18 protein-coding genes (1 of these 18 running past the window's edge) are annotated in these 25,062 nt (G+C 36.9%); 16 read left to right on the top strand and 2 right to left on the bottom strand.

The window, feature by feature from the left end:
* The 5 genes from IGJ14_RS13930 to gor form a co-directional block, all read left to right on the top strand.
* Positions 1-88 carry the 3' portion of a CtsR family transcriptional regulator gene (locus IGJ14_RS13930; RefSeq protein WP_010733901.1) on the top strand. The gene continues 380 nt to the left of window position 1, outside the view, so the window shows 88 of its 468 coding nt (coding positions 381-468); its start codon lies off the left edge, out of view; it ends in the stop codon at positions 86-88.
* A gap of 7 nt (positions 89-95) precedes the next feature.
* A complete protein-coding gene (locus tag IGJ14_RS13925; RefSeq protein WP_019723384.1) occupies positions 96-2,570 on the top strand; it encodes an ATP-dependent Clp protease ATP-binding subunit in 2,475 nt (824 codons plus the stop codon).
* Between the two features lie 238 nt (positions 2,571-2,808).
* Complete coding sequence (locus IGJ14_RS13920) at positions 2,809-3,732, top strand: peptidase U32 family protein (RefSeq protein ID WP_019723385.1); 924 nt, start codon at positions 2,809-2,811, stop codon at positions 3,730-3,732.
* An 18-nt stretch (positions 3,733-3,750) separates the two neighbouring features.
* Positions 3,751-4,992 (top strand): peptidase U32 family protein, encoded by a 1,242-nt coding sequence (locus IGJ14_RS13915; protein WP_019723386.1) that lies wholly within the window; start codon positions 3,751-3,753, stop codon positions 4,990-4,992.
* A gap of 145 nt (positions 4,993-5,137) precedes the next feature.
* A complete protein-coding gene (gor, locus tag IGJ14_RS13910; protein WP_430608095.1) occupies positions 5,138-6,484 on the top strand; it encodes a glutathione-disulfide reductase in 1,347 nt (448 codons plus the stop codon).
* 82 nt (positions 6,485-6,566) lie between these two features.
* Here the strand turns inward: gor and IGJ14_RS13905 are convergent, their stop codons facing one another.
* Positions 6,567-7,997 carry a helix-turn-helix domain-containing protein gene (locus tag IGJ14_RS13905; RefSeq protein WP_019723388.1) on the bottom strand — a complete coding sequence of 477 codons (1,431 nt, stop codon included), beginning with the start codon at positions 7,995-7,997 and terminating at the stop codon, positions 6,567-6,569.
* A gap of 477 nt (positions 7,998-8,474) precedes the next feature.
* Here IGJ14_RS13905 and IGJ14_RS13900 point away from each other — a divergent pair, with 477 nt between their 5' ends.
* The 11 genes from IGJ14_RS13900 to IGJ14_RS13850 all read left to right on the top strand — a co-directional run bounded on the left by IGJ14_RS13900 (position 8,475) and on the right by IGJ14_RS13850 (position 23,914).
* A complete protein-coding gene (locus IGJ14_RS13900; protein ID WP_019723389.1) occupies positions 8,475-9,896 on the top strand; it encodes a helix-turn-helix domain-containing protein in 1,422 nt (473 codons plus the stop codon).
* A 154-nt stretch (positions 9,897-10,050) separates the two neighbouring features.
* Positions 10,051-10,392, top strand: a complete 342-nt coding sequence (locus IGJ14_RS13895) for a hypothetical protein (RefSeq protein ID WP_019723390.1) — start codon at positions 10,051-10,053, stop codon at positions 10,390-10,392.
* 33 nt (positions 10,393-10,425) lie between these two features.
* The gene (locus tag IGJ14_RS13890) at positions 10,426-13,242 is read left to right on the top strand and encodes a hypothetical protein (RefSeq protein ID WP_410300749.1); all 2,817 of its coding nucleotides are present in this window, start codon (positions 10,426-10,428) and stop codon (positions 13,240-13,242) included.
* A 53-nt stretch (positions 13,243-13,295) separates the two neighbouring features.
* Complete coding sequence (locus IGJ14_RS13885; RefSeq protein WP_019722810.1) at positions 13,296-14,993, top strand: VirD4-like conjugal transfer protein, CD1115 family; 1,698 nt, start codon at positions 13,296-13,298, stop codon at positions 14,991-14,993.
* A gap of 414 nt (positions 14,994-15,407) precedes the next feature.
* Entirely contained in the window at positions 15,408-15,635 is a 228-nt protein-coding gene (locus tag IGJ14_RS13880; RefSeq protein WP_019722809.1) for a hypothetical protein, read from the top strand.
* A 34-nt stretch (positions 15,636-15,669) separates the two neighbouring features.
* On the top strand, positions 15,670-16,494 hold the full coding sequence (locus IGJ14_RS13875) for a hypothetical protein (RefSeq protein ID WP_019722808.1): 825 nt from the start codon (positions 15,670-15,672) through the stop codon (positions 16,492-16,494).
* A 9-nt stretch (positions 16,495-16,503) separates the two neighbouring features.
* Positions 16,504-16,854 (top strand): PrgI family protein, encoded by a 351-nt coding sequence (locus IGJ14_RS13870; protein WP_019722807.1) that lies wholly within the window; start codon positions 16,504-16,506, stop codon positions 16,852-16,854.
* Positions 16,851-19,193, top strand: a complete 2,343-nt coding sequence (locus IGJ14_RS13865; RefSeq protein WP_019722806.1) for a VirB4-like conjugal transfer ATPase, CD1110 family — start codon at positions 16,851-16,853, stop codon at positions 19,191-19,193. Before IGJ14_RS13870 ends, IGJ14_RS13865 begins: the two co-directional genes overlap by 4 nt.
* 174 nt (positions 19,194-19,367) lie before the next feature.
* Positions 19,368-22,310: a lysozyme family protein gene (locus tag IGJ14_RS13860; protein WP_229049033.1), complete on the top strand. Its 2,943-nt coding sequence runs from the start codon at positions 19,368-19,370 to the stop codon at positions 22,308-22,310.
* A gap of 59 nt (positions 22,311-22,369) precedes the next feature.
* Complete coding sequence (locus tag IGJ14_RS13855; RefSeq protein WP_019722804.1) at positions 22,370-23,305, top strand: hypothetical protein; 936 nt, start codon at positions 22,370-22,372, stop codon at positions 23,303-23,305.
* The gene (locus IGJ14_RS13850; protein ID WP_019722803.1) at positions 23,306-23,914 is read left to right on the top strand and encodes a hypothetical protein; all 609 of its coding nucleotides are present in this window, start codon (positions 23,306-23,308) and stop codon (positions 23,912-23,914) included. It begins immediately after the preceding gene.
* A 186-nt stretch (positions 23,915-24,100) separates the two neighbouring features.
* On the opposite strand, the gene menA is transcribed toward IGJ14_RS13850, so the two are convergent.
* Positions 24,101-25,054 carry a 1,4-dihydroxy-2-naphthoate polyprenyltransferase gene (menA, locus tag IGJ14_RS13845; protein ID WP_019722802.1) on the bottom strand — a complete coding sequence of 318 codons (954 nt, stop codon included), beginning with the start codon at positions 25,052-25,054 and terminating at the stop codon, positions 24,101-24,103.
* Positions 25,055-25,062: the final 8 nt, after the last annotated feature.

Raw genomic sequence — 25,062 nt, 5'->3', positions numbered from 1 at the left:
ATTGAACATCAACGAGACAGAAGATTATACGCGTGCTCGAATTCTACGAGCCTTTTTAGAACGATTAAGCTATGAAGATGGGGAGTGAAATTTAAATGGCAGAAATATTTACAGAAAGAGCACAACGTGTGTTAGAAATTGCCCAAGAAGAAGCAAAACGCTTCAAACATCAAGCGGTAAGTTCAGAACATATATTATTGGCTTTAGTGATCGAACCCAACGGGATTGCTGGGAAAGTATTACGAGAGATGAAATTGAATGAAAAAGATATTTATGAAGAAATCGAGCATTTAGTCGGTTATGGGACAGTGAAAACTTATGCAAAAGGTGTATTTCTCCCTTATTCTCCTCGAATGAAACAAATTTTTGCTTTGGCAAATAGCGAAGTAAATAAAATGGGTGCACAAAAAGTGGGGACCGAGCATATTTTACTTAGTCTACTAAAAGATGAGAGTATCATGGCCACTCGTATCATGATCAACTTAGGAATCAGTTTGAGCAAAGTTCGTCAGTCATTGAAACGCACGATGGGTACGGACACGAGTACCGGTGGTATTCGCCGTCGAAATCCACAAGAAAAGCGAGCAATGACACAAGGTACTCCTACGTTGGATTCATTAGCTAGAGACTTAACTAAGTTAGCAAAAGAAAACAGATTAGATCCAGTCGTAGGGCGTTCAAGAGAAGTCAAACGGTTGATCCAGATACTTAGTCGCCGAACAAAAAACAACCCTGTTTTAGTTGGAGAACCCGGGGTCGGTAAAACTGCGATTGCAGAAGGATTGGCTCAAAAAATCATTTTAGGTGAAGTACCTGAAGAGATGAAAGCAAAACGTCTGATGATGTTAGACATGGGGGCGTTAGTCGCTGGGACGAAGTATCGGGGAGAATTTGAAGATCGAATGAAAAAAGTCATTGATGAAATTTATCATGATGGTCAAGTTATTCTCTTTATTGATGAATTACACACATTGATTGGTGCTGGTGGTGCAGAAGGTGCCATCGATGCATCGAATATTTTGAAACCAGCGTTAGCACGTGGAGAATTACAGACGATTGGTGCGACAACATTAGACGAATACCAAAAATACATTGAAAAAGACTCGGCATTGGAGCGACGCTTTGCACGTATCCAAGTAGATGAACCGACAGCAGATGAAGCGGAAGAAATCTTACGTGGTTTACGTTCACGCTATGAGGAACATCATCATGTGGAGATCACCGATGAAGCAGTACGAGCGGCAGTAAATCTTTCTGTTCGATATATCACTTCCAGACAGTTACCAGATAAAGCGATCGACTTGATTGATGAATCGGCAGCGAAAGTTCGATTGGAACAAGCGGATGATTTGTCAGAAACGACGATACTGAAACAAGAAATCGATCAAGTGAATAAAGAAAAAGAACAGGCGATTCAAAAACAAGATTTTGAAACAGCTGCGCATTTACGTAGACAAGAAAAAAGCTTAATGAAAAAACTAGAAAAACGTTTAGCGATTGAAGCAAAACATAAAAATGGCTTTGCGGATCGGGTGACTGAAGAAGATGTAGCTACAGTTGTTTCGGAGTGGACAGGTGTACCATTGCAACAGTTAGAAAAGAAAGAAAGTCAACGATTACTGGAACTAGAAGCATTGCTTCACGAACGTGTTGTTGGACAAGATGAAGCGGTCAAAGCTGTTTCTCGTGCGATCAGACGAGCGCGTAGTGGCTTAAAAGATCCCAATCGCCCGATTGGTTCCTTTATGTTTTTAGGCCCAACAGGAGTCGGAAAAACAGAATTGGCGAAAGCATTATCAGAAGTAATGTTTGGGGAAGAGGACGCATTGATTCGTGTCGACATGTCTGAATTCATGGAAAAGTATAGTACGAGTCGTTTGATCGGTTCGCCTCCAGGCTATGTGGGTTATGATGAAGGTGGACAATTGACGGAAAAAATTCGTCAAAAACCTTACTCAGTTATCTTGCTAGATGAAGTGGAAAAAGCTCATCCAGATGTCTTCAATTTATTATTACAAGTGTTAGATGACGGTCATTTAACAGATGCTAAAGGAAGAAAAGTAGACTTTAGAAATACGATCATGATCATGACTTCTAATATTGGCGCTACCCAAATCCGTGAGGAAAAAAATGTTGGATTCAACGTCCAAGATATTACTAAAGATCATCAAGCGATGCAAAAACGGATACTTGAAGAGCTGAAGAAAGCTTTCCGCCCTGAATTCTTGAACCGTATTGATGAGACAGTCGTTTTCCATTCATTAACAAAAGATGAAGTCCATGCGATTGTTCAAATCATGAGCCAATCGATCGTCAAACGGTTGAAAGAACAAGATATCTTAGTGAAAATCACACCAGCAGCAGTTGATGTGATTGGGAAAGTCGGTTTTGATCCAGAGTATGGTGCACGACCACTAAGACGGGCATTACAAAAAGAAGTAGAAGATCGTTTGAGCGAAGCATTACTTGGAGGCGAGATCCATTTAGGAGATCAAATCACTGTCGGCGCTTCGAAGGGCAAAATCACAGTGAATGTGCGTGAACCTAAGAAAATAACTGTTAAAGTATAATGACAGAGTGAGATCGCAACAGAAATAGCTAGCTCTGATAGACAAGCCAGAAACCCAAAAATCATTTGAATTTTTGGGTTTTTTGGTTTTCTAAAGGAGTTATTTCTAAATCAATGGTGAAACAATAGATAAGCCAGAAATTATTTTACAGTATCGTTACAATCAATAATAAATGTAAGAAGTATTGGAAAGTTTTCAGAGCTGTGCTACTATTATGGAGTTGTAGGAGGAGGAAATGATGATCGAAATCATAACTACTATAGAATCAATGAAACAAGCAGAAGAATTGCTTGAAGCAGGAGTGGATACCTTATATTTTGGGGAAGAACGCTTCGGTCTACGCTTACCAGCTTCTTTTACAAGAGAAGAACAACGCGAATTAGTTGCGCTGGCACATCGTTACGGTAAAAAAGTAAATATAGCTGTCAATGGGATCATTCATCCTGAAAAAATGAAAAAAGTCCCAGAGTATCTGCAATTTTTAAAAGAAATCAATGTGGACATGATCACAGTTGGTGATACTGGGATTATCTATACCATGAGAAAAAATCCAGAGTTGAGTATCCCTTATGTTTTTGATGCAGAAACATTAGTGACGAGTGCACGTCAAATCAATTTTTGGGCAAAAAAAGGGGCGATTTCTGCTGTTTTAGCACGTGAAGTGCCATTTGATGAGATGAAAGAAATGGAACATAAGTTACAGATTCCTGTGGAAACACTTGTGTATGGAGCTACATGCATCCATCAATCGAAACGTCCACTGTTACAGAATTACTATAACTACACGCAACAGGACGAAAAAAAAGATCGTGAAAGAGGACTCTTTCTCGCTGAACCTAAAAAAGAAGATACACATTATTCGATTTATGAAGATTCACATGGTACGCATATTTTTGCGAATAATGACATCAATTTAAGTAATGAACTCCCACAGCTTTATGCCCATCATTTCCGTACCTGGAAATTAGATGGCGTTTTTACGCCTGGTGAAGCATTTGTTGAGATCACTAAATTATTTGTTGAGGCAAAAAAAGCATTATTAGCAGACACATGGACAGAAACGTTAGCACAAGAAATGACGAATAAGATCAACGGATTACATCCAACGAATCGAGGACTTGATACAGGTTTCTTTTATATTGATCCTGAATCTATCAAGTAAGGAGTATGGTGAAATAAAATGACAACAAAAAGAAAATTAAAACGTCCGGAAGTTTTAGCACCAGCCGGTACGCTTGAAAAACTAAAAACAGCTATTCATTATGGCGCAGATGCTGTGTATATTGGTGGTAATGCTTATGGGTTACGTAGTCGCGCAGGAAACTTTACCTATGAAGAAATGGCAGAAGGCGTTGCATTCGCAAAAGAACATCAAGCGAAAGTGTATGTAGCAGCAAATATGGTCACACATGAAGGAAATGATGAAGGAGCCGGTGAATTTTTCCGTAACCTGCGCGATGTGGGGATTTCAGCAGTGATCGTCTCTGATCCAGCACTTATTGAGATCTGTGCCACAGAAGCCCCTGGCTTACCTATCCATCTATCGACTCAAGCTTCTGCTACCAACTATGAAACATTGGAATTCTGGAAAGAAGAAGGCTTGGAACGTGTAGTTTTAGCTCGGGAAGTTTCGATGGAAGAAGTCGCTGAGATACGTCGACATACGGATGTAGAGATTGAAGCATTTATTCATGGAGCAATGTGTATCTCTTATTCAGGACGTTGTACATTGTCGAATCATATGTCGATGCGTGATGCCAATCGTGGAGGCTGTTCACAATCTTGTCGTTGGAAATATGAATTGTATGATTTGCCATTTGGACAAGAGAGAAACTCTTTGACAGATGCTGGCGAGATTGAAGAAGAGTTTTCGATGAGTGCAGTAGATATGTCGATGATCGAACATATTCCTGACTTGATTGAAAATGGCGTAGATAGTTTTAAGATCGAAGGTCGAATGAAGTCGATCCATTATGTATCAACTGTCGCAAATGTCTATAAAGCAGCTGTAGATAGTTATATGGAAGATCCTGAAAACTATGTTTGCAAACAAGAATGGATCGATGAGTTATGGAAAGTGGCTCAACGAGAACTAGCAACAGGGTTTTATTACGATACACCTAGCGAAAATGAACAATTATTTGGTGAACGTCGTAAGATCCCTGTGTATAAATTTGTCGGAGAAGTCTTATCTTATGACGAGGAGACGAAACAAGCGACAATCCGTCAGAGAAACCTCTTTTCTGTAGGGGATGAAATCGAATTTTATGGGCCTGGATTTACTCACTTTAGTCAAATGGTTGAGGTAATGCACAATGAAGAAGGAGAATCCATTGATCGCGCACCAAATCCTATGATGATTTTGACTATGCCAGTCACACAACCAGTTAAACCTGGAGATATGATTAGAAAAAGAAAATAATTTTTTAAGCAATCAAGCGAAATGAGCATCTCGTCAACAGAATGACTAGAAACGTGCTACACTTATTTTTTGTAAGAGCTGATAAAAAAGTTTATGGAAAAATAAGCGGTAGGATTTGGCATCAGCTGCTAAAAGGAGGAACAAGATGAAAACATATGATTATATTGTCATTGGCGGAGGATCTGGAGGCATTGCTTCAGCGAATCGTGCCGGTATGCATGGAGCGAAAGTATTATTGATTGAAGGCAATGAACTAGGTGGCACGTGTGTCAATGTCGGATGTGTTCCAAAAAAAGTCATGTGGCAAGCAAGTACGATTTTAGAAACGATCGAACGTGATGCTTCAAGCTATGGTATCCAAGCAGACGTCAAACATGTTGACTTTAAAGAACTGGTAGAGAAGCGTGAGAAATACATTGATTTCCTTCATGGCGCTTATCAAAGAGGCTTAGATAGTAATAACGTTGAAGCAATCAAAGGGTATGCTCGCTTTGTAGATAGTCAAACCGTCGAAGTAAACGGTGAAAGCTATCAAGCGAATCATATTTTGATTGCAACTGGTGGTAAGCCAAGCAAAATGATGATTCCTGGTGGAGAATATGCCATTGATTCAAACGGCTTTTTTGCATTGACAGAATTACCAAAATCGACGATCGTATTAGGTGCTGGTTATATTGCAGCTGAACTTTCAGGTGTGTTAAATGGCTTGGGAAGTGAAGTGATGTGGGCGTATCGTAAAGAACGTCCATTACGTACGTTTGATAAAATGTTATCTGATAACTTGATTGAGATGTATCAAGAAGCAGGAATCCACACTTATGCAAACTTTACGGCAAGTGAAATAACAAAGAACGGGGATATCTACAAAGTTACCTTTGAAAATGGGGAAACACTAATGGCAGAGTGTGTGTTATTTGCCGGCGGACGTGTACCGAATACAGATGCATTAGGCATCGAAAAAACGAACGTTGAATTAGATGAAAAAGGATTTATCAAAGTGGATAAATTCCAAAATACAACCGATTCACACATTTATGCCATTGGTGATGTCATTGGGAAAATCGACTTGACGCCAGTAGCGATTGCTGCAGGTCGTCGTTTGTCCGAGCGACTATTCAATGGAAAAGAAAATTCTTATTTAGACTATGATTTAGTTCCAACAGTCGTCTTTACTCATCCACCGATTGCAACCATCGGATTGACCGAAGAGCAAGCGTTGACGACATACGGTGAAGGACAATTGAAAATCTATCGTTCACGATTCACGCCAATGTATTTTGCTTTAAACGATTATCGACAAAAATGTGAAATGAAATTGATCTGTGTGGGTGAAGAAGAAAAAATTGTTGGGCTGCATGCCATCGGTGTAGGTGTCGATGAAATGTTACAAGGTTTTGCAGTAGCGATCAAAATGGGAGCAACCAAAGCAGATTTTGACAACACAGTAGCCATCCATCCAACAGGCGCAGAAGAATTTGTTACAATGCGTTAAGTCGCTAGTAAGTTGAGGAAATACCCATATAGAAAAAGCAGACGGAATATACGTCTGCTTTTTCTGATTTATGCAGATAAAACTATGTATAAAGAACTGTTTCAATGTTATTCCAAAATGAGGTTGTTGGTATTTTAGAAATTTTGATCATTTTAGCTTTCGTTTTAGCTTGGTTCAGTTCGATGTCTGTTAAAACTAAATCATATTGATTGACTGTGTCGTAGTTTACTTGAAAAATGTTATCAGTATATGTATGGATACTATGAATCGCAGGGATTTTTTTGAATAACAGTTGCTTATACAGTGCAAGTGTTCTTTCTTCCTGATAAGAAACAATCAAGATAGACACCTTCTTCTTGTAAGGAAAAACGGTCGTCAGTAAAGCAGGTGATAATGAAATCAATTCTAATAGTAACTCTTCATAGAGTAATTGATTCCGTTTGATCATCATTAATCCAGCATGGTCAATGGCTTGATTATATGCTTTTAGTATCTGAGGCGAATGCGTAAATAGGATTTCAGATAAAATCTGTAGATACGTTGTTTTAAAGAATTGTCGGTTTTTATTGTAATTGATCAACTCACTCAATTTCTGAATACCTTCTTGATTCAAAGAGAAGTCTTGAGATAATGAACGATAAAAGTACTCTGAAAATTGTCGAATCCGTTGATATTCCCCCTGACTACTAGGTGCTGACTGAACACAAGGGAAATAGATTTTTTTGTCTAATAGATTTGAGACAGTTGTGGTTGTCACATTAAAACCGTATTCTTTTTCAATGATTGAACAAAACACTGTATTATTTTTTATTATTTCAAAAAAAGAAGGATCATTGATTGGATTTCCTTTATTTTCTGAGATCAAATGGCCTTGTCCGATCCGAATGATTGCTGTGTAAAGATAAAAACTATTGATAATCACTTTATATGTACTAATTGTTTGATGTGTTGCTTGCTTTTTATAGTAACGTTGTAATACATCGAATATGTGATAAAAATGGGGCAATTGCTGTGGCGTATATTGCTCACGAAACATACTACAGAAGAATTGCCTAATGTAACTTTCATCCCCAATGATTTTGAGTTTTGAGGAGATATGTATGGATAATGGCGCATTGATCTCGCTGAAATAAGTATTGATATTTGCAATGATCCGGCGAATACTTGTTTCACTTAAATATAATTTATTTGCTAATTTAGATAACGTTGGCTCTACTTCAAAAATCATCTGTAGTATTTGTACATTCGTTGATTGATTGAGTATTTGTTTGATTAAATCTTCCAAATTGATCTCTGGTGGTAATAGTAAAGAAGCTACTTGATATTTATCGGTGTTGATACAAACTGGTGCATATGTATGGTTAAAAAACACAATATCGGTCAATAATGTTTTTTTTGTTACCCCAAGTTGTTCCGCTAAAGTCGAACAGTCAATGGCGGCCATACCTAAGAGTAAAGCTAGTTTGATCTGCCTTTCAGAAGTCTTTTCAAGCATATTTGTTCGTTTTATCATACTTTTCAGATCTTCTAAAAAATAGAAAATCTGTTTTTTTCACATCCTTTATTCATGTTATAAACATTATTTTATCATATTTTTCTAATTATTCGAGTTTTTCTTTTTATTATAATCGGTGGTTATTTAAAAGTGAGATTGCCTTCTTTATTTAATAAGTATTATTTAAAAAAAAACAGCATATGATAATGTAAATAACTAGAAGTAGTCAATTGACACACGCAAAAGTAAAATTTTCTGATACATGTTTTTTTATTTCTATGATTTAACTTTTTTTATCTAGCAAAAAAAATTTAAGAATAACATGTATCTATGGACTAAATGGTCTATTTCACTTACAAATCTTTAACTATAACATCCGAGCAATGTGATCATTGAACATGTTTTTTATAAAACAGAAAAACTAATATTAAGAAATTATCGAAAAAGCTGTACGATACATTATAGGTTTTTTAAAAAGAAAGGAGCTTGTTGACTATGGGTGTACTTGAGAAACAATTAGAGAGACAAATTTCATTGCTTTATTTGCTAAATATTGAGCCATCGAATATTAGCAACCTAGCCAAAGAATTGAGTATTACAGATAAGACGATTGCGGCAGATATCGATAGTTTTAATACGGCTTGTTTTCCAGCTCGTATTGAAACCAATCAGTACAAAGAGGTATCGCTTTCGATACCAAAGAAATTGAACTTGGATGATATATTTGTCAGAATACTTAATAATTCAACAAATGTGAAAATTTTAAAGTACATATTCATTACAGAACCTTCTCTATCTGAGATTGCGACGAAATTATTTTTAAGTAAAACGAGCATCCGCAGAATCGTCGCCAAAATCAATACATATTTCTTGAAAGAAAAAATCAATGTCCAAATTAATTTAGAGAACAAATTAACGATCACTGGAAATGAAATCGAGATTCGACGTTTATTTGCTAGTATGTTCAAGGAAATTTATAAAGTAAAAGAATTTCCCTACTTCGATACGATTTATCAGATGCTCAGACGTTGTTTGAAGGCACAAAAAAGGACGGTTAGTACACCAAAAGTGATTTATTCGGTGTATTATATTTACTCTTCGATTATTCGAATTGGTAATAAACATCTTATTCCTGAGAAAGAATTGATCGACAACGAGCAGATCGTAGGTACCATCTTGGAGATCATCCAAAGTGATACAGTTTTTTGTACGTTGATGAGTCAAAAATATAAATTCAACGTCACACAAAAAAATGTTTCCAATATTCTCACTTCCTATTTTGGCCTAATGTTTACAGAAGTCCAACATCGAGATCAGAGATTAGAGCAGAATATTGAAAGATTTCTTCAAAGCTTTTACAGTCTATTAGCGATTGATATGCCGATCAACACTACGGAAATCGAATATTTTTTTGATTTTATCAATTTTTATAAAGAATTAGCCATCTTCAAAGTAAGCTATGCAGATATATTTTATAAAAAAATGATGGAGAACAATCCTAAGATCTGGCAAGCCTATCAAAAATCTTTGCAGATTGCGCAATTAAATTTTGTCGAACAAAGCGAATTATTACATAAAGAATTATTACTCGAATTAATCATTTCTTCCAATGATTTGTTACGAATGATTGAACCAAAAATACAAGAGAAGTCGATTTTATTATTAAGTTCTCAAGAAGTTGGCTTATCTCTTTTATATAAAAATTTGATTTTACATAAGCATCCATTTTTAAAAAATATTGATATCTATGAAAAGGACGTTTTTTCTATTGATTATCAATTAATCAATCAATACGATTTGATTTTGACTGATCTATCCTTAAATTTTGATCGGATCACGTCCGAAATTTTGAAAATCTCTAAAGTTCCTACTTCGATTTTTTGGAATAATTTTGAGCAGTGTCTCTATTCTTCTTAATAGAAATCGTTATGTTGGACGTTTTTTTCATCTTTTTATCAATTTTGAAAAAATAGATAGTAGAGGCAGTCGAAACTCAGGTACGCTTAAAGCACCCGCTAGTTGGTGTTAGATAGGATAGACATTTTATGAGAAAGTGAGCTGGAAAAATTAGTTGAATAAGTTAGCAATATTTTTACTGTTTGGGGTATATAGTATAGCATTCAAGGCGTTATCTTTGATATTTAAAATGCTTTGGGTAGTCACGAAAGCACTTGGGAAGTTCATTGGAAAAATGGTTAAAAAGGGATGGGAAAAAAGGGCGCAAAAAAAGGCGCTTGCACGCTCACGTGAAGTAGCTTCACAGCAAAAGGGAAATACCTTAGATCTTACGTCTATCCATTCAAGCATATTGCAAGAGAGTCGATTGAATACGCGAGTATCACAAGCCCAACAACAAAAGAATCGGCTGCACACCTATTCTGGCCAATCTCTAACGACAGGACACTCGAGATAATGCAAAGGAAAATGAGAGAGGAGTGAGTGATGGATGTCTATAGAAGATATATCTAAAGAAAAGATGCTTAGAGAAGACAAGCTTAAAGAAAGTAATAAAAGTAATATCAATGAATCATTTCTGTCTATATTTTCATATAAAAATGAAGCGATCATCAACAAGATCATCGGATCTCCAATTGATGAAAAAATCAGAAATGAAAGCAAAGATATAAATTTTGATACGACGCATAATGAGTTGATCCGTGATAAGAAAGAAAATATCGTTAAAGAGCTAAAAATTCTTGATTACCAACTAGAGATTATTCGTCTAAAACGGGACATAGCGACCATCAAGGGGATTGGAACCATCAGCTCTTCTGAGCAACAGGCTATCGATAATAAGTATGCAAAAAAACATGCGAAATTAAAAAAAGATCAAACGACCTTGGAAAGCCATCAAAAAGAATTAGACAAATATGGGAATGGTCAAAGTGTTTTAAAAGCAAATGCAAAAGACCAGCAAGTTGATTCAGCAATCGTTCTCGCATTGATCAAAAAAGACGAATTTAAAAAAGAATTGACCGCTCATAGGATAGGACTAGTAGCCAAAGAAGATGAGGTCAATAAGTTAAGGGCTGAGATTGGCAAAATCAAGAAAAGTAAAAAGACAGATCTTGAACAAAAGGTTCAATTAGCCGAAGAGAAGGTTAAAAAAATTGAGATCGTCCAAAAAGAATTAAAGGATAAGATCGATAAAGTTGAGGTAGATAAAGATCAACCAGAACCTAAGCAACGTTCCAATTCTTTTTCTGAATTTACGGCCAATAAAAATGATTCAGACGAAGTGTTAGTGTCAAAACTTCAAGCAATTAGTGCAATAAAAGAAGGATTTCAAAATGAAATTGCTGAAACAAAAGGGCTGCTTGATTATACCGAAAAGGTTGAAATAGAAGTCGTTCGTTCGGTAGAAGTGAAAGCGGAGCAAGCAAAGGAAGCAGTTGTCCTAAGTAAAGCTGATCGCGAGGCGACTGTTGTTACACCTACGATTGAACGCGAACCAACTCCAGTGATTGCGGAAGAACCAAAAAAAGATCAAGTCGATCGTGCGACTGTTGAAAAAAATCCACCGCCGATCGATGCCAATGTGATCGTGAATGAGGCACCAGAAAAAACGAAGCTACAGAAACCAATAGTGGAAGAACCTAAAAAAGAACCTGTTGTAAGCGAAAATCTTGAAAGTAAAAAAGCAGAGCTTATCAAAGCGTATGTCGAAAACCTCCAAGCAAAAGTAGAGTTGATCGAAGCTAAAAACAAGAATACTGATGTCTTATTGAAGCGGATCAAACAGAGCAATACGACCGAGGATGTGCAGTTTTTAAAGGAACTGAAGGCGGTTTTAGCTGATCCTGAAAAACTGCAAAAAATGACCAAAGATTTATCTGCTGAAAGCATCAAACAGATGGATAAAGATATCAAAGGTTTACAAGAAGAAACTCGTGGAATAAAAGAACAAACGAAGAAGTTGAGTGAATTAGATCATTCAAAATTAAAACAATCATTTTTCAGAAATTCCCGAAAAATCCGTGCAGCTAGATGGTTGCTGAATCTATGGCCGATTGCCATGATACCACTTGGTATGTCTTGGGTAGGTTCCATTTTACCATCTACAGCTATGGCTATTTTTGGGCAACAGTTTGTGAACGCTGCGATTGGTTTTGTCGCTGCCAGTTTTTTTGGTTCAAAAGCAATTATTTATGCGAAAAAGAAAATTCCTCAAGTGTTCAATAAGCTAGTACAGAAATTCCCAAGAGTATTTGGTCCAATTGCTCGTGGGTTGGCGAAAGCGCGGGAAAAAATGCCGTTTAGGAAACAAAAACAGCCAGCAGAACAAATGAAAGAAGCAACTCCAGTAAATGAAAAACTGACAGAAGGAATCGAGAAATCTGAAGTAACAAAAGAAGGGTTAACTTCTAAGGATCTCAAAGGCAAAGACAAAGTTGTAGCGATGGAAGCACCAACCAAAGAAGGTGCAAACACAGCTGAAATAGAAGAAAAACAATCAAGAGCCAAACGTGCGTGGGAAACAGTCCGTCATGCGCCGAAGCGGATGTTTGATTATGTGATGAAAAATAAATTATCCTTATTTATCATGTTGGCTGTACCATTGGCTCTAGGGATAGGTGGAATGTTTGCCCTATCTGCGCTAGTACCGATGCTTGCAACCTCTATGGCTGCGCCATTCTTGATGCAGTTAGGTGCCGTGGCTTTGATTGGTGTCAGTATTGGAATCGGTATCCAATTATTAGACAAATTTGTGTTCAAACGATTTGAAAGCCGTGTGGCCAAAAGAGAGGATCTGGCATTTGAAAACAAAGTAAAAGAAAAAGTTTTAGAAGGCCAAGAGCTAGGAAAGTGTCAATCTTTAGATTCAAAAGAATTTAGAGAGAAAGTATCTGCCATCGCAGGTCTTGATGAAAAAGCGAAAGCACCTGAGCAAGTCCTGACCAATGAGCAACAAAAAACGACAGAAAGATCTGAACGAACCTCTGAGACGGCGAAAGAATCGAAAGTCATTGAGATGAAACCAAGGGAAAGTACACAACCTCAGCCAAGTACATCGCAGACGAAGGTAGAACCAACACCCTCTGGCTCAAAAGAACCAGTCGCATTGACAAACAGAGGCAATCAGCCAATCGAACGTCGTGCAAGTTTTCCCGGTACGAGTCCAGATATCGGGCGACAAGCAAGCTTTGAGTCATTAAGAAGAAACTCATTGCAATTATCAAATGAGCGAAATAATCGAGCGCGTAGTCAGCAAACGCAGGCTCAAATTCAAAATAATAAGAAAAGTAAAACGACACAATTATAAAAATAACTTTGACTGAAAGGAAATAAAAAAATTTGAAAAATTCCCGGCAGCTTATGGTAGTGCATGTGTTAGTAATTGGTATTCTGCTTTATGTGGGTAATCGTATTGGTTATTTATTTTTAGCAGAGAATACTGGGAATTTATCATTTGCAGATAATTTACTAACAGCATTCAACCGAACATTTGAAGAACTCTCCAAATTTTCACCTCAATTTAGCTATGTAATGAGGTCATTAGGGATAGGAGCCGTGGCTGCGATTTCCTATGTACTTTTTGTCTTATATAAGACGTTTGACGAAAAGAATACACGTCCCAATGAAGAATATGGAAGTGCACGATGGGGGAAGTACAGCGACATCCGTGCATTTCTTGATAAGAAAAAAGACTTCAATATCTTGTTGACGAAGAGCGAAAGCTTATCATTATCAGGACGTATGAAGATTACACGAAACGATAATTTCAACCGAAATAAAAATGTCGTTGTGGTGGGAGGAGCCGGTAGTGGTAAGACGCGATTTTATGTAAAACCTAACTTGATGCAAATGCATTCCTCTTATGTCGTCAGTGATTCTAAAGGCTTATTATTAGCTGAAACAGGCAAAATGTTTGAAGAAGCGGGTTATCAAATCAAGATTTTTGACTTGATCAACCGAAGAGATACGCATCAGTACAACCCGTTTCAATATATCCAAACAGAGGATGATATCTTGAAAATCGTGAACAATCTTATCAAAAATACGACGAACCCAGATAAAAAAGGCGGAGACGATTTTTGGGAAAAAGCTGAAACAGCCCTATTGATGGCTATTTTTAGCTATTTGATCCAAGAAGTAACCGCAGAAGATCGGACGTTAGGAAACGTGATTGAATTAGTCCGTTTAGCAGATATTGAAGAAGATGTGCCTGGCTATGTCAGCCCACTAGATATTTTATTCAATGAGTTAGAACAAAAAGATCCGACAAACTTTGCGGTATCACAGTACAAGATTTTTAAACTTTCTGGTGATAAAACGACGAAAAGTATCCTAGTCAGTCTAGGCGTGCGGTTGTCACCATTTGATATCCCAAGTATCAAGGAACTCGTTTCACAAGATACACTTGAGCTGGATACAGTTGGTGATGTCAAAACGATCCTCTATATCTTATTGCCTGATACAGATACCAGTTTCAACTTTTTAGCGAGTATGATGTATCAGCAATTATTTGACATGTTAGTTTATAAAGCCGATAACGTTTATAAGGGACGATTACCTTGTCATGTCCGTTGTATCCTAGATGAGTTTGCCAATATTGGACAAATTCCTGATTTTGAAAAAGTGATTTCGGTTATTCGAAGCCGTGAAATCTCCACAAATGTCATTTTACAAAATATCAGTCAGCTAAAAACTTTGTATAAAGATACGTGGGAAACGATTATTGGGACCAGTGATGTCTTTTTATATTTAGGCGGAATGGAACAAAGTACGCACGAATATATCTCAAAATTGTTAGGGAAACAAACGATTGAACAAAGAAATACAAGCGTCACCAAAGGGAACAATGGTTCCTTTAGTGAGAACTTCCAGAAATTAGGAAGGAACTTGATGGACCCTGATGAAGTGGCAAGTCTCAAAGGACAAGAATGTATTTTGAAAATCCGCGGAGTCCATCCGTTTTTATCAAAGAAATATGATATTGTGAAACATAAAAACTATAAGAAGTTAGGCGACGTAACAGATTCCTATATGTATGAACGAAATCTATCTGCTTAGCTAGTTTGATCAATGAATCACTCATAATAAATAGAAAGCACCTTCATTCGAATGCTAGACTGAGAATGTGGTGCTTTTTATTAGCTACAAAAGGCTGGTTCACTGAAAAAAACAGTGAAATTTGGCCATTTCATTCATCGTAGGTGGAAGAAATATAGAAATAGCCAGTAAGAATAACATGTAGGCGGTTTATTATCGAAGGTTAATTGTAAAGGATGGTTCTAGTCCTTAAAACAAAATTCATTTGCTAATAGGCGGTTATCCAGTTTATCTACTAAAGGAACGGGCCGTATTCATTCTAAAATTTCTAATGGAAGAAATAACTGATACAAGTAAACAGAGAATTTCGCATATACTAAATTTATGAAATAAAATAAAAAAATATTTTTACAAAAAAAGGAGATTAGCAAAATTATGAATGCACAATTATTAGAACAAGTATTTGGATTAGTTTCACAGTTTACATTAATTGGTGGTGGATTATGGTTGATTTGGGGAACAATTATCCTTGCTGGTGCGTTAAAAGATAAAAATGGCCCTCAATTACAACAAGGGATTTGGCAGATTGTTGGTGGTGGATTGATTCTAGTCGCTGCAGGTTGGTTTGCTACTTCATTCAACATTGGATCGTTTTTACCATAATCGTTACGCAAAAAGAAGAGTAGGAGTATAGCATATGGAATCTGCAATTATGACTATCTTTGATCAAATCATGACATTTCTTAATGGGGACGATTTAAAAAATGTTTTAGGAATGGATTTACGAAGTTACATATATGATGCCTACAGTTTAGTGGAACGACTACAGCAACACGTAGTTGGGCCACTTGCTTTATCCATTCTAGCAATTTTTATCCTATTAGAGTTTCAAAAAATCTCAACGAAAGTTGAAGGTGCAGGTGGAGCTCCCATGTTAGGATTTGAGATGATTATCAAAGCATTGATCAAATTCGTCATTTGTTACATAGTTATTTTAAGAATTCAAGATATTTTAGATGGTATGGTTATCATTGCCGGCAATCTAACCACTAGGATTTTAACAATTGGAAATGCTTCAGCTGTAAGAGATACAGCAGATGCAGTGAGACAAGCGGTCTCTCAACTAAGTTGGTGGTCACAATTAGTCGTATTACTCGTGATGTGTATCCTGTTTTTAGCATCACTTGTTGTGCGCGTACTGGTTCAAGTCACCATTTATCTTCGTTTTTTGGAGATGTATATATTTTGTGCAATGGCACCAATTCCGATGAGTGCTTTACCAAGCCAAGAGTTTTCAGTGATGAGCAAGGGATTCTTCAAAAATTTCGCTGCACTCGGTCTACAGGGAACATTCATCGCGTTAGTATTGGTCATTTATCCGACGATTTTCCATCGTATCATGGAAGAAGTTGGTTCAGGAATTTTTGGGATTATTTTAGGTTTGACAGTTTACATGATTGCTTTATTGCTTTCTGTAAATAAAACTAAGGGATGGGCAAAAACATTGATGTCAGCATCGTAAGGAGGAACTATGGCAGTTGAGGTAAAGATACCAAAGGATATTAAAGAATATAAAGAAAAGGTAATTGCAGGAATGAATTTAAAGCAGCTGCTTTGTTTAGCTATTGCAGCTGGAGTAAATGTCTTAATCAGTTTGATTTTCATTGCAGGATTAAAGATTCCTATGGAAATCACAAGTTGGTTTATGATTCTTTCATCCATTCCAATCGTTTCATTTGGCTGGTTTAAAAGAAATGGCTTGACATTTGATATCTATCTTAAACAATTTTTCAAATACCACGTGGCACCAGGGACACGAAAAAAGAAGCCTAAGGAAGAAATGAATAAAGAAATTGAAGATGTAGGCGGGCAAGAAACATGATGAAGTTAAAAGCGCTCAAAGCGTTAAAACCAACTAAAAAACCAAAAGATGAGGAAAAAGAATTTATTAGTAAACCTAAATCGAAGAAGAAAGAGGATATTGATCCTTTTAGAGATACGTTTAGGTTTGAAGAGATTTATGAAAGTGGTATTTGTAAAATCGATGAATTTACCTATTCATTGACGCTTGAGTTACAAGATATCAATTATCAATTATCTTCTGACGATCATCAAATTGAAATTTTCTCTCAATACTGCGACTTTTTAAATTCATTGAGTAGTAAGACAAAGTTGCAACTCACTGTTTATAAAAAGAAACGACCGCTTGCTGATTTGCAATCGGTTCTTTATTACAAGGCAAAAAATGATTTCCTCGATTCATATCGTGAGGAAATGAATCAAGTCATTTCAAGGAAATTAGATGAAGAAAAAAATGGTTTCAAAAAAACGATCTTATTTACTTTTGTGCAGAAACATCCTACGTTGGAGATCGCGCAAAAAGAATTAGAGATGGTAGCAGATCGTTTTGAAATGTTTGCTAGTCGCTTAGGCAGTCAAGCAAAAAAGGTAGAAAAAACAAAATTATTACATATGATTTCCGAAATTTTATTAACGAATGACAAGACGGTTAAGACAGAAGTCGATGAGGTACTACCTGAAGTCATGGAATTTAAGGAAAACAAAAACCACGTAAAAATAGATGATCACTATGCAAAAACATTATATTTACAAGAATACCCTTCTGAATTATCAGATACGTTTCTTTTTGAAATGTTAGAAATCCCTCGTGAAATTGTTGTATCTTTACATATTGAACCAATGGATCAAGATGAAGCCTTTGATTTAGTGAAGACGAAATTGGCTTTTATGGAACAACAAAAAGTGGATGAGCAGAAGAAGGCGTTACAAAGTGGGTATGACTTTGAGATGCTCTCTTATGAACTTTCTTACTCACTAACAGAAGCCAAAGGTCTGGTGGATGATCTCCAAAACAGGGGACAAAAATTATATGCGATAACAGGATCTGTCTATTTCCATTCACCAACGAAAGAAAAATTGGCTGAAGTCCATGATGAAATAAACTCAGTGTCTCGTCGCTTTGGATTTAAACTTATTGAATTGGAATTCATGCAAGAAAATGGCTTGAATGCGACATTACCGTTGGGAATCAATGCAATCCCATTAGATCGAACACTTTCAACAGCCAGTACCGCCATTTTTATCCCATTCACGATTTCGGATTTGATTCAAGAAAATGGGAAGTATTATGGTGTCAATGCAATTTCAAAAAATATTCTTTCACTCGATCGAAAATTATTAAAAGCACCGAATGGATTTGTTCTAGGAACACCAGGTTCTGGTAAAAGTTTCTCAGTCAAGCGTGAAATCGTCAATGTACTACTACGCGATGCAGATGATGAAGTCATCATTATTGATCCTGAGCGAGAATATTCTGTCATTGGTCAAAATTTCAACGGTGAGATCATCAAAATCTCGAGTGATTCACCGACAACGATCAATCCCATGGATATCAATGAGAACTATGGAGATGATACTGATCCAGTCGTGCTAAAATCAGAGTTTTTGATTTCGTTATTTGACCTGATCATTGGTGGTGCCTTGGGGCTAAGTTCGGCACAAAAAACGTTGATTGACCGTGTTTGTCGTCGAACGTATGAAGTGTTGAATGATCGTACACCAACATTCATTGACTTTTATAATATTTTAAAAGAACAAGAAGAAGAAGAAGCCAAGCAATTAGTCATGGATCTAGAAATCTATATTGAAGGAAGTTTGTCAGTCTTTTCTGCAGAGACAAATGTCGACATTACCAAGCGTTTAGTGATTTATGATATCAAGGATCTAGGAAAGCAATTGAAAACGATGGGGATGCTGATTGTATTAGACCAAGTATGGAATCGAATCACGACCAACCGTGAACGTGGTGTTCGTACGTGGTTATATATTGATGAAATGCAGCTTTTGTTTACGAATGAATATTCTGAGAACTACTTCTTTGAACTATGGAGTCGTGCACGAAAGTGGGGAGCGATCCCGACTGGTATTACCCAGAACGTCGAAACTTTACTATTGTCCGATTTAGCTCGACGGATGTTGTCAAATAGCGATTTTATCATGATGTTGAATCAAGCAAAATCAGACCGCACACAGCTAGTTAGACTGTTTGATATTTCAGAAGAACAAGAAAAATACGTAGTGAACTCTCCAGAAGGGTATGGTCTTATGGTGTTTGGGGATACAACGTTACCCTTTTATGATCATTTCCCTAAAGATACACAGCTCTATAAGATGATGTCAACGAAACCTGGAGAAACTTGATAGGCATACGGGAAAGGAAACAGGAAAGTGGCTGATTCAAAAATTTTAGACAAGAACAGGGCAGGTAAGAATGCTACAACTACCAGTAAAAATAATAAAAAAATGGTAGTAAGAGGTAGCAAACTATCTTTTAAAAAAGATAATTCTATTAGTACTTCTCGAAGAAAAAAGCTGATGAAGTTATTGAAGGGGAACAATCCTCATATCAAAAGAAAATCACAGCAAACGATTTTTCAGAAGAACAAAAGTAAAAATGATAAAAACAATGTGAATCAGAAACCTTTAGATAGAACTGCTAAAGGCAAACGAGTCAACACCCAGAGCATCCATCGACGACAAAGAATTCGTGATAGTCGAAGGGATGAGCTAAAGCAACAGCAACATGATTCAATGATGCGCCCTAATAAAGTCGATACACCCATCGCTCCTGCTCCTGTTGCTAATAACAACACAGATCAAAAAAAAGAAAAAGCGAACACTCAAGCAATTTTTAATCAAAAGAACCGCCATCAACAGATTCGTGAACAACAAAAGAAAAATACTACCTACAAAGGATACACCAGTAAAGCAAAATTAGAAAAGCAACAAGGACAACAAGAAAAAATTAGTTCTAACACAACAAATATACGTCATAAAAATCAAAAAAGAGCCTTACATCTTTCTAAAAATGAACAGCTTGAAAAAAAGAAAAGAAACAATAAGCGAAAAGAAGGAAAAAAGAAGGTTGCAGCTAAAAGGAATATGCGGGCCAAATTAGATAATATGTTGAAAGATCAAATTTCGCCTAAAAATCCTTTTAAAAATAAAATCAAAGACTTGATTATTGATAAGGTTGGGCGAGATGAAGAGGGTAATTTGAATTTGGTTGGTATGCTTATCACCATACTTATTATTCTAAAGTTACCTATCTTATTGAAATTGATCGTAGTCATCTTGATTGTTGCAGTGATCATTGCGATCATTGCAATCTTCGTTTCTTTTTGGACAACGATTTTAAGTTTATTTGTCGTAAAAACAGAGTCGATGATGATTACCGAAGCATACAACTATGTCACGTGGTTAGATACTTATAAAAACAAAGAGGTATATGATACGTACAATCGACTAGTTGATGATCCGGAGCATGATGAGGTTTATTTTGAAGTAAACGGGATTGAATCTGATCCAGAGCAATTTATGTATGTATCCAATGGAGATAACTATATCTACTACTTAAATGCAAAATTTGAAGATTATGATATCGATAATATTGCCATTGCTACCTATCGAAAAAGAGTGGCTGAAAAAACAGGTGTCTGGATTCCATGGTCATGGAGGGATAACACATATGCTGTTTTTCAGGACGCACCACACCCATTATCACCTGAACCTATCAAAGTATTCACTGTAAAAGATGAAATCCATGCATTACATGACATGGTCTACAACTACACGACCGTCATTGAAAAAGACAAAGAAGTTGAAACCGTTGTGATCACGGTGGATAAAGAAACAGGTGAAGAGCATACTGAAGTAAAACGTGAGAAAAAAGATGTTGCGACCGTCAAAATCAATGTCCAAACAATTGGTGAAATGTTTGACTCGGATCCTGAAGTAGAAGTCTATGTGGCTAGGCGTTATTCAAGAGATGACGATTACTATGGACGAGTCATTGCTTTTGATGAAGATGAAGTAGATAAATATTACCCAATCATGGAGAAAGATCGCTTTGAAGATAAAATTTTCATGGCTAATCCATTTGGTAAGATGAACTACGCAAACGTGGTGGATAATTTTGGCTATCGTCGACGTGATCCCAATACGCAACATTACCAAATCGCTTTGGAAGCAGAACCTGGAACACCTGTTTATGCCACCACCTTTGAGACAGTGGAAAGTATCAACTATAGTTATCAGGCTGGTCATACAGATGGTTCAGCGCCTGTAACAACAGCAATAGAAACGGATACAGGTCTATATTATGCGTATTATGTCAATATTGATCCAGTAGTGAGGCCAGGAAGAACCTTAGAAGCAGGTGATTTGATTGGCTATACAAGAAATCAGTTTGATGGGAATTTATTAGTTGCGATGAAAGAATATCGCTTTTGGCATAAAGATCCTGATGTTTATCCAGCGATCTACATCAATAATTTAGTCTTTAGTACGGATACCAACTTAGCCTATATGCGTAATGGTGGTGGGTTACATGGGAATCTGATCAATCCCCCATTAGCAGTTACTAAATGGCAAAACAGAGTTGCGGAACAAACGAGCAAACATGGCATTGAAGCATTTACTAATGCCATTTTATCCATGATATGGGTAGAATCTGGTGGAAATGAAGCCATTCAGCCAGATATCATGAATGCGCAACTGGCACTATCATCTCCAGACCGAATCACTACGCCAGAGGAATCGATTGAAAAAGGCGTCGAATATTTTGCTTATCTGCTCAAAAAAGCACAAAGCAATAATCTGAATGGTCTGGCAGCGGTTCAAGCCTATAATTATGGCGAAGCGTATCTTGATGATCTGATCAAACGAAATGCGCCTTATTCCTTTGAAGATGCGCGCTTGTATGCGCAAATGAAAAGTAATAATCAAACCATTCCGTTCAATCATATCGTCGCGCAAGGATTGGGCTATAACTGGCGATACATCTTTGGCAATATGTTTTATACCGCCATGGTTACAAGAAATATCATGGCAGATACAGGCAGATTAGCTGAGCTTGCTAGAAGAGAACTTGGTAATCCGAATGGTGAGAAGTATTGGCGATGGGCTGGATTCAACAATCGAATGGAGTGGTCAGCTGTATTTGTTTCGTGGATAGCGAATGAAGCGGGATACTTGGAACAAGGACGAGTATTGAATACAGCAAATGTTCTTGATATGAAAGAATGGTTTGAGGCGAATGATAAGTTCAAAACACATGATGAAAACTATGTTCCTCAATCTGGTGATCTTGTATTTTTTGACTGGACTGGTGGAAGAACAGGAAAAGATCATGTAGGAATCGTTGAATATTCTGGCGGAAATATTATTCAGGTCATCGAGGGTAACTCTGACAATCTAGTAAGAAGAAGAACTTACGCCATTGGAAGTAATGTTATTTCAGGATATGGCCTGCCATAAGAAGATAACACTGAAACTAATTGACAGATGGTTTAGAGGATATCTTGAAAGGAGGAAATATGTTAAAAAATTTTTTAGAAACAGAGTCAGGTAAAAAAATAATTATCGGACTTGGATTGTTTGTTGCTGTGGTTGCTGGACTCGTAGGGTATTCATTAATGAATACTGCACAAGAAAATACAGGTAAATCAACAGACTCAACGACAGAAGAACAAGCAACAACAGAGTCAAGAGATCGTTTTAACGCAACGATCTACAGTGGCACCTGGTACTCTAATCTACCAGATGATACAGAAATCGTATTAGCAACTGATGGAACCTATAAAGTCTCCAGTGATTGGTTTGAATCAGGGACCTATTATTTAAATACAAGTGGTCAGGTAGTTTTAGAAAACGATAATAAGCAAACCAAAGAATTTGCCCTACAAACTAAGATGGGAAATACGATCTTATATCGAGAAGATGATGGGGAAGATGTGTATCTTTATCCTACAGAAGAAGTAAAAGCGCAGTTAGAAGCAGAAATTTCTGAGCAGATTGAAGCCGCGCAACGAGCAGTTTCACAAATGTGGATGGATATCTTGATGCAAGGAACATGGGAAAATACGAACAATAGTCGTTCCTTTACATTAGAGTTTGGAGAAGACACATTTACTCAGAAAAAAATTGAAGAAGGGAGATCAGATGAAGAAGTAACGTTTGAGTATCGAATTGTTTCATTTGATACCGATCATGAGGGTGCCAACTTTGTCGTCAATCGAACAGACAGTGGGAATCTACAAAAAACAATCACTTTTAGAATCACTGAAGAAGCGAATCAATACAGGCTGCTTGGAAATGAAGGAAGCTTCCAATGGAACACACTATTTGAAAAGCCGTATGAGTCTGTACAAATGACACAAGATGGGACGAGTCGTTCAGACTCCTCAAGAACACAAGAAACCACAGATGAAGAGGGCAATACAGTCACTATAACAGAAAGAGATGTGACCTAAATGCATAATAATACAGACAAAGATCCAGAAATCGATAAGCTCGAGAATATTTTTAAAAGAATGTTTCAAAAAGGGCCAATTTGGCTCTATAGATTCGTAAAAACAGCTTTCCGATTAGGAATGAAAGTATATCGAAAAGTCCAAGTATTTCGACAAAAACGTAAAGAAGCACGAGAAAATCCAAAAAGTAAAGAGCCAAAAGAAAAAGGCATTCTAGGCAGAGCTTGGCATTTCTTAAGGCAAAAATACAGAACGTATCAGCAAAATCGTGCAGATGGAAGAGAAAAGTTAATAGACAAAGAGTCAAAAGACAAGGGAACTTTGTCTAAAGCCTGGAACTCTATTAAGCGGAAACTTGTTATTAGTAGAGACCATCTGACCAGAGAACAGGGGACTGCCTCAATGTCCCATGGACGAAGTTCAGCTGAAAAGCCCTTACTGTCTAGAAGTAATTCAGCTGAAAAAGGCGGCACTCCAGATGGAAAGCCAAGACTATCCGCAATGACGAATAGAGCGAATAGACAAGCAAAACTACACAATGATGCATTAAGAACTCAGGGATTGACAAGAAATCCACTAGCAAAAGGTACACCATTACCAACGAGATAGTCTGTAGATCTAGAGAAAGAGGTCGGGAAAGAAGTGTTCAGCATCGAGAAATAAGGCGCCATCCACGAAAATTGTTTTTCAAATTTTTGTGGATGGCGCCTTATTTCCGATGAGGTTACTTCTGTTCCCGCCGTTTATTCGGTTTTAGGTGGTACAAGAGGACTAATGTCCCAGACACTTTTATGTCTATAGTTGATTGAGAAGAATCGTTGCGAATAAACCAAGTGCATAACTACTGTTGAACAAAATCATATTTTTGATTGAATAGCTAAAACTGATAGGCTGCGGCAGACTCTCTTTGAATAGCTGAAGATTAAGATATATTTTTGGTAAAGTCAAGAAAGCCAGAAGGATCGGCCATTGATAAATACCACTGATCAGACCTATTAAAAGAATCAGATAGCACGCATACATCAAAAGTTGAAATAGCATGATACCGATTGGACGACCAATGTAGAAAACTAACGTGTACCGATGATTTTCAATATCTCGCTCCAAATCGCGTAAATTATTCGCTAACATAATATTGGCTATCGTAAAAACAAGTGGGAGTGCTGCAAGAAAGATGGCGGCTACTGCCCAGATATTGCCAGATAAATTGAAGGTGCCAGTTGCTAAAGACAGGGTTAAATCAAATAGATCGCTACGATGAGTGTTGATATAGATGACCATCGTAAAGATCCCTAAACCCATGGTAAAACCGCTGAAAATCTCTCCTAATGGCATACGTGATAAAGGGATAGGACCAAAAGTATAAAAAATCCCAATAAAACAACAAATCATACCCATCAGCAACAATAACCAACCGGTCCGCAATGTCAGTAATATACCAATGACTAAGACAAAAGCAATCATCCCTAAAATCATGTTTCGTACGAGTTTTGGTGAAATACCAGTCCGTCCAATGACGTTCTCTTCATATTTATAAATTTCCGAATGTGCTTTTTCATAATCCATATAGTTATTGATTGCGGTAGTGGCTAAGTCAAAGACAAGCATACCAATAAAAAACAGTAAAGTGTTCAGCCACTGTATTTCGTGAAAAAAAGCGATAGAGAATAAAACCCCTATCGCAAAAGGAAATACACTAGCGACCTTCGTACGTAGTTCAACTACTTCTAAAAAGATTTTTAGTGTCATATCAGTTA

The sequence above is a fragment of the Enterococcus sp. DIV1304_2 genome (assembly GCF_050555445.1).
Taxonomy (GTDB): domain Bacteria; phylum Bacillota; class Bacilli; order Lactobacillales; family Enterococcaceae; genus Enterococcus_B; species Enterococcus_B pernyi.
Note: the sequence above shows the minus strand (reverse complement) of the source record. Positions and strands in the feature narration are given on the sequence as shown.

Excerpts from the sequence above, each read along its gene's own strand:
- IGJ14_RS13925 (WP_019723384.1), top strand. The coding sequence starts at position 96 with ATGGCAGAAATATTTACAGAAAGAGCACAACGTGTGTTAGAAATTGCC.
- IGJ14_RS13920 (WP_019723385.1), top strand. The coding sequence starts at position 2,809 with ATGATCGAAATCATAACTACTATAGAATCAATGAAACAAGCAGAAGAA.
- IGJ14_RS13915 (WP_019723386.1), top strand. The coding sequence starts at position 3,751 with ATGACAACAAAAAGAAAATTAAAACGTCCGGAAGTTTTAGCACCAGCC.
- gor (WP_430608095.1), top strand. The coding sequence starts at position 5,138 with ATGAAAACATATGATTATATTGTCATTGGCGGAGGATCTGGAGGCATT.
- IGJ14_RS13905 (WP_019723388.1), bottom strand. The coding sequence starts at position 7,997 with ATGATAAAACGAACAAATATGCTTGAAAAGACTTCTGAAAGGCAGATC.
- IGJ14_RS13900 (WP_019723389.1), top strand. The coding sequence starts at position 8,475 with ATGGGTGTACTTGAGAAACAATTAGAGAGACAAATTTCATTGCTTTAT.
- IGJ14_RS13890 (WP_410300749.1), top strand. The coding sequence starts at position 10,426 with ATGTCTATAGAAGATATATCTAAAGAAAAGATGCTTAGAGAAGACAAG.
- IGJ14_RS13885 (WP_019722810.1), top strand. The coding sequence starts at position 13,296 with ATGGTAGTGCATGTGTTAGTAATTGGTATTCTGCTTTATGTGGGTAAT.
- IGJ14_RS13880 (WP_019722809.1), top strand. The coding sequence starts at position 15,408 with ATGAATGCACAATTATTAGAACAAGTATTTGGATTAGTTTCACAGTTT.
- IGJ14_RS13875 (WP_019722808.1), top strand. The coding sequence starts at position 15,670 with ATGGAATCTGCAATTATGACTATCTTTGATCAAATCATGACATTTCTT.
- IGJ14_RS13870 (WP_019722807.1), top strand. The coding sequence starts at position 16,504 with ATGGCAGTTGAGGTAAAGATACCAAAGGATATTAAAGAATATAAAGAA.
- IGJ14_RS13865 (WP_019722806.1), top strand. The coding sequence starts at position 16,851 with ATGATGAAGTTAAAAGCGCTCAAAGCGTTAAAACCAACTAAAAAACCA.
- IGJ14_RS13860 (WP_229049033.1), top strand. The coding sequence starts at position 19,368 with ATGAAGTTATTGAAGGGGAACAATCCTCATATCAAAAGAAAATCACAG.
- IGJ14_RS13855 (WP_019722804.1), top strand. The coding sequence starts at position 22,370 with ATGTTAAAAAATTTTTTAGAAACAGAGTCAGGTAAAAAAATAATTATC.
- IGJ14_RS13850 (WP_019722803.1), top strand. The coding sequence starts at position 23,306 with ATGCATAATAATACAGACAAAGATCCAGAAATCGATAAGCTCGAGAAT.
- menA (WP_019722802.1), bottom strand. The coding sequence starts at position 25,054 with ATGACACTAAAAATCTTTTTAGAAGTAGTTGAACTACGTACGAAGGTC.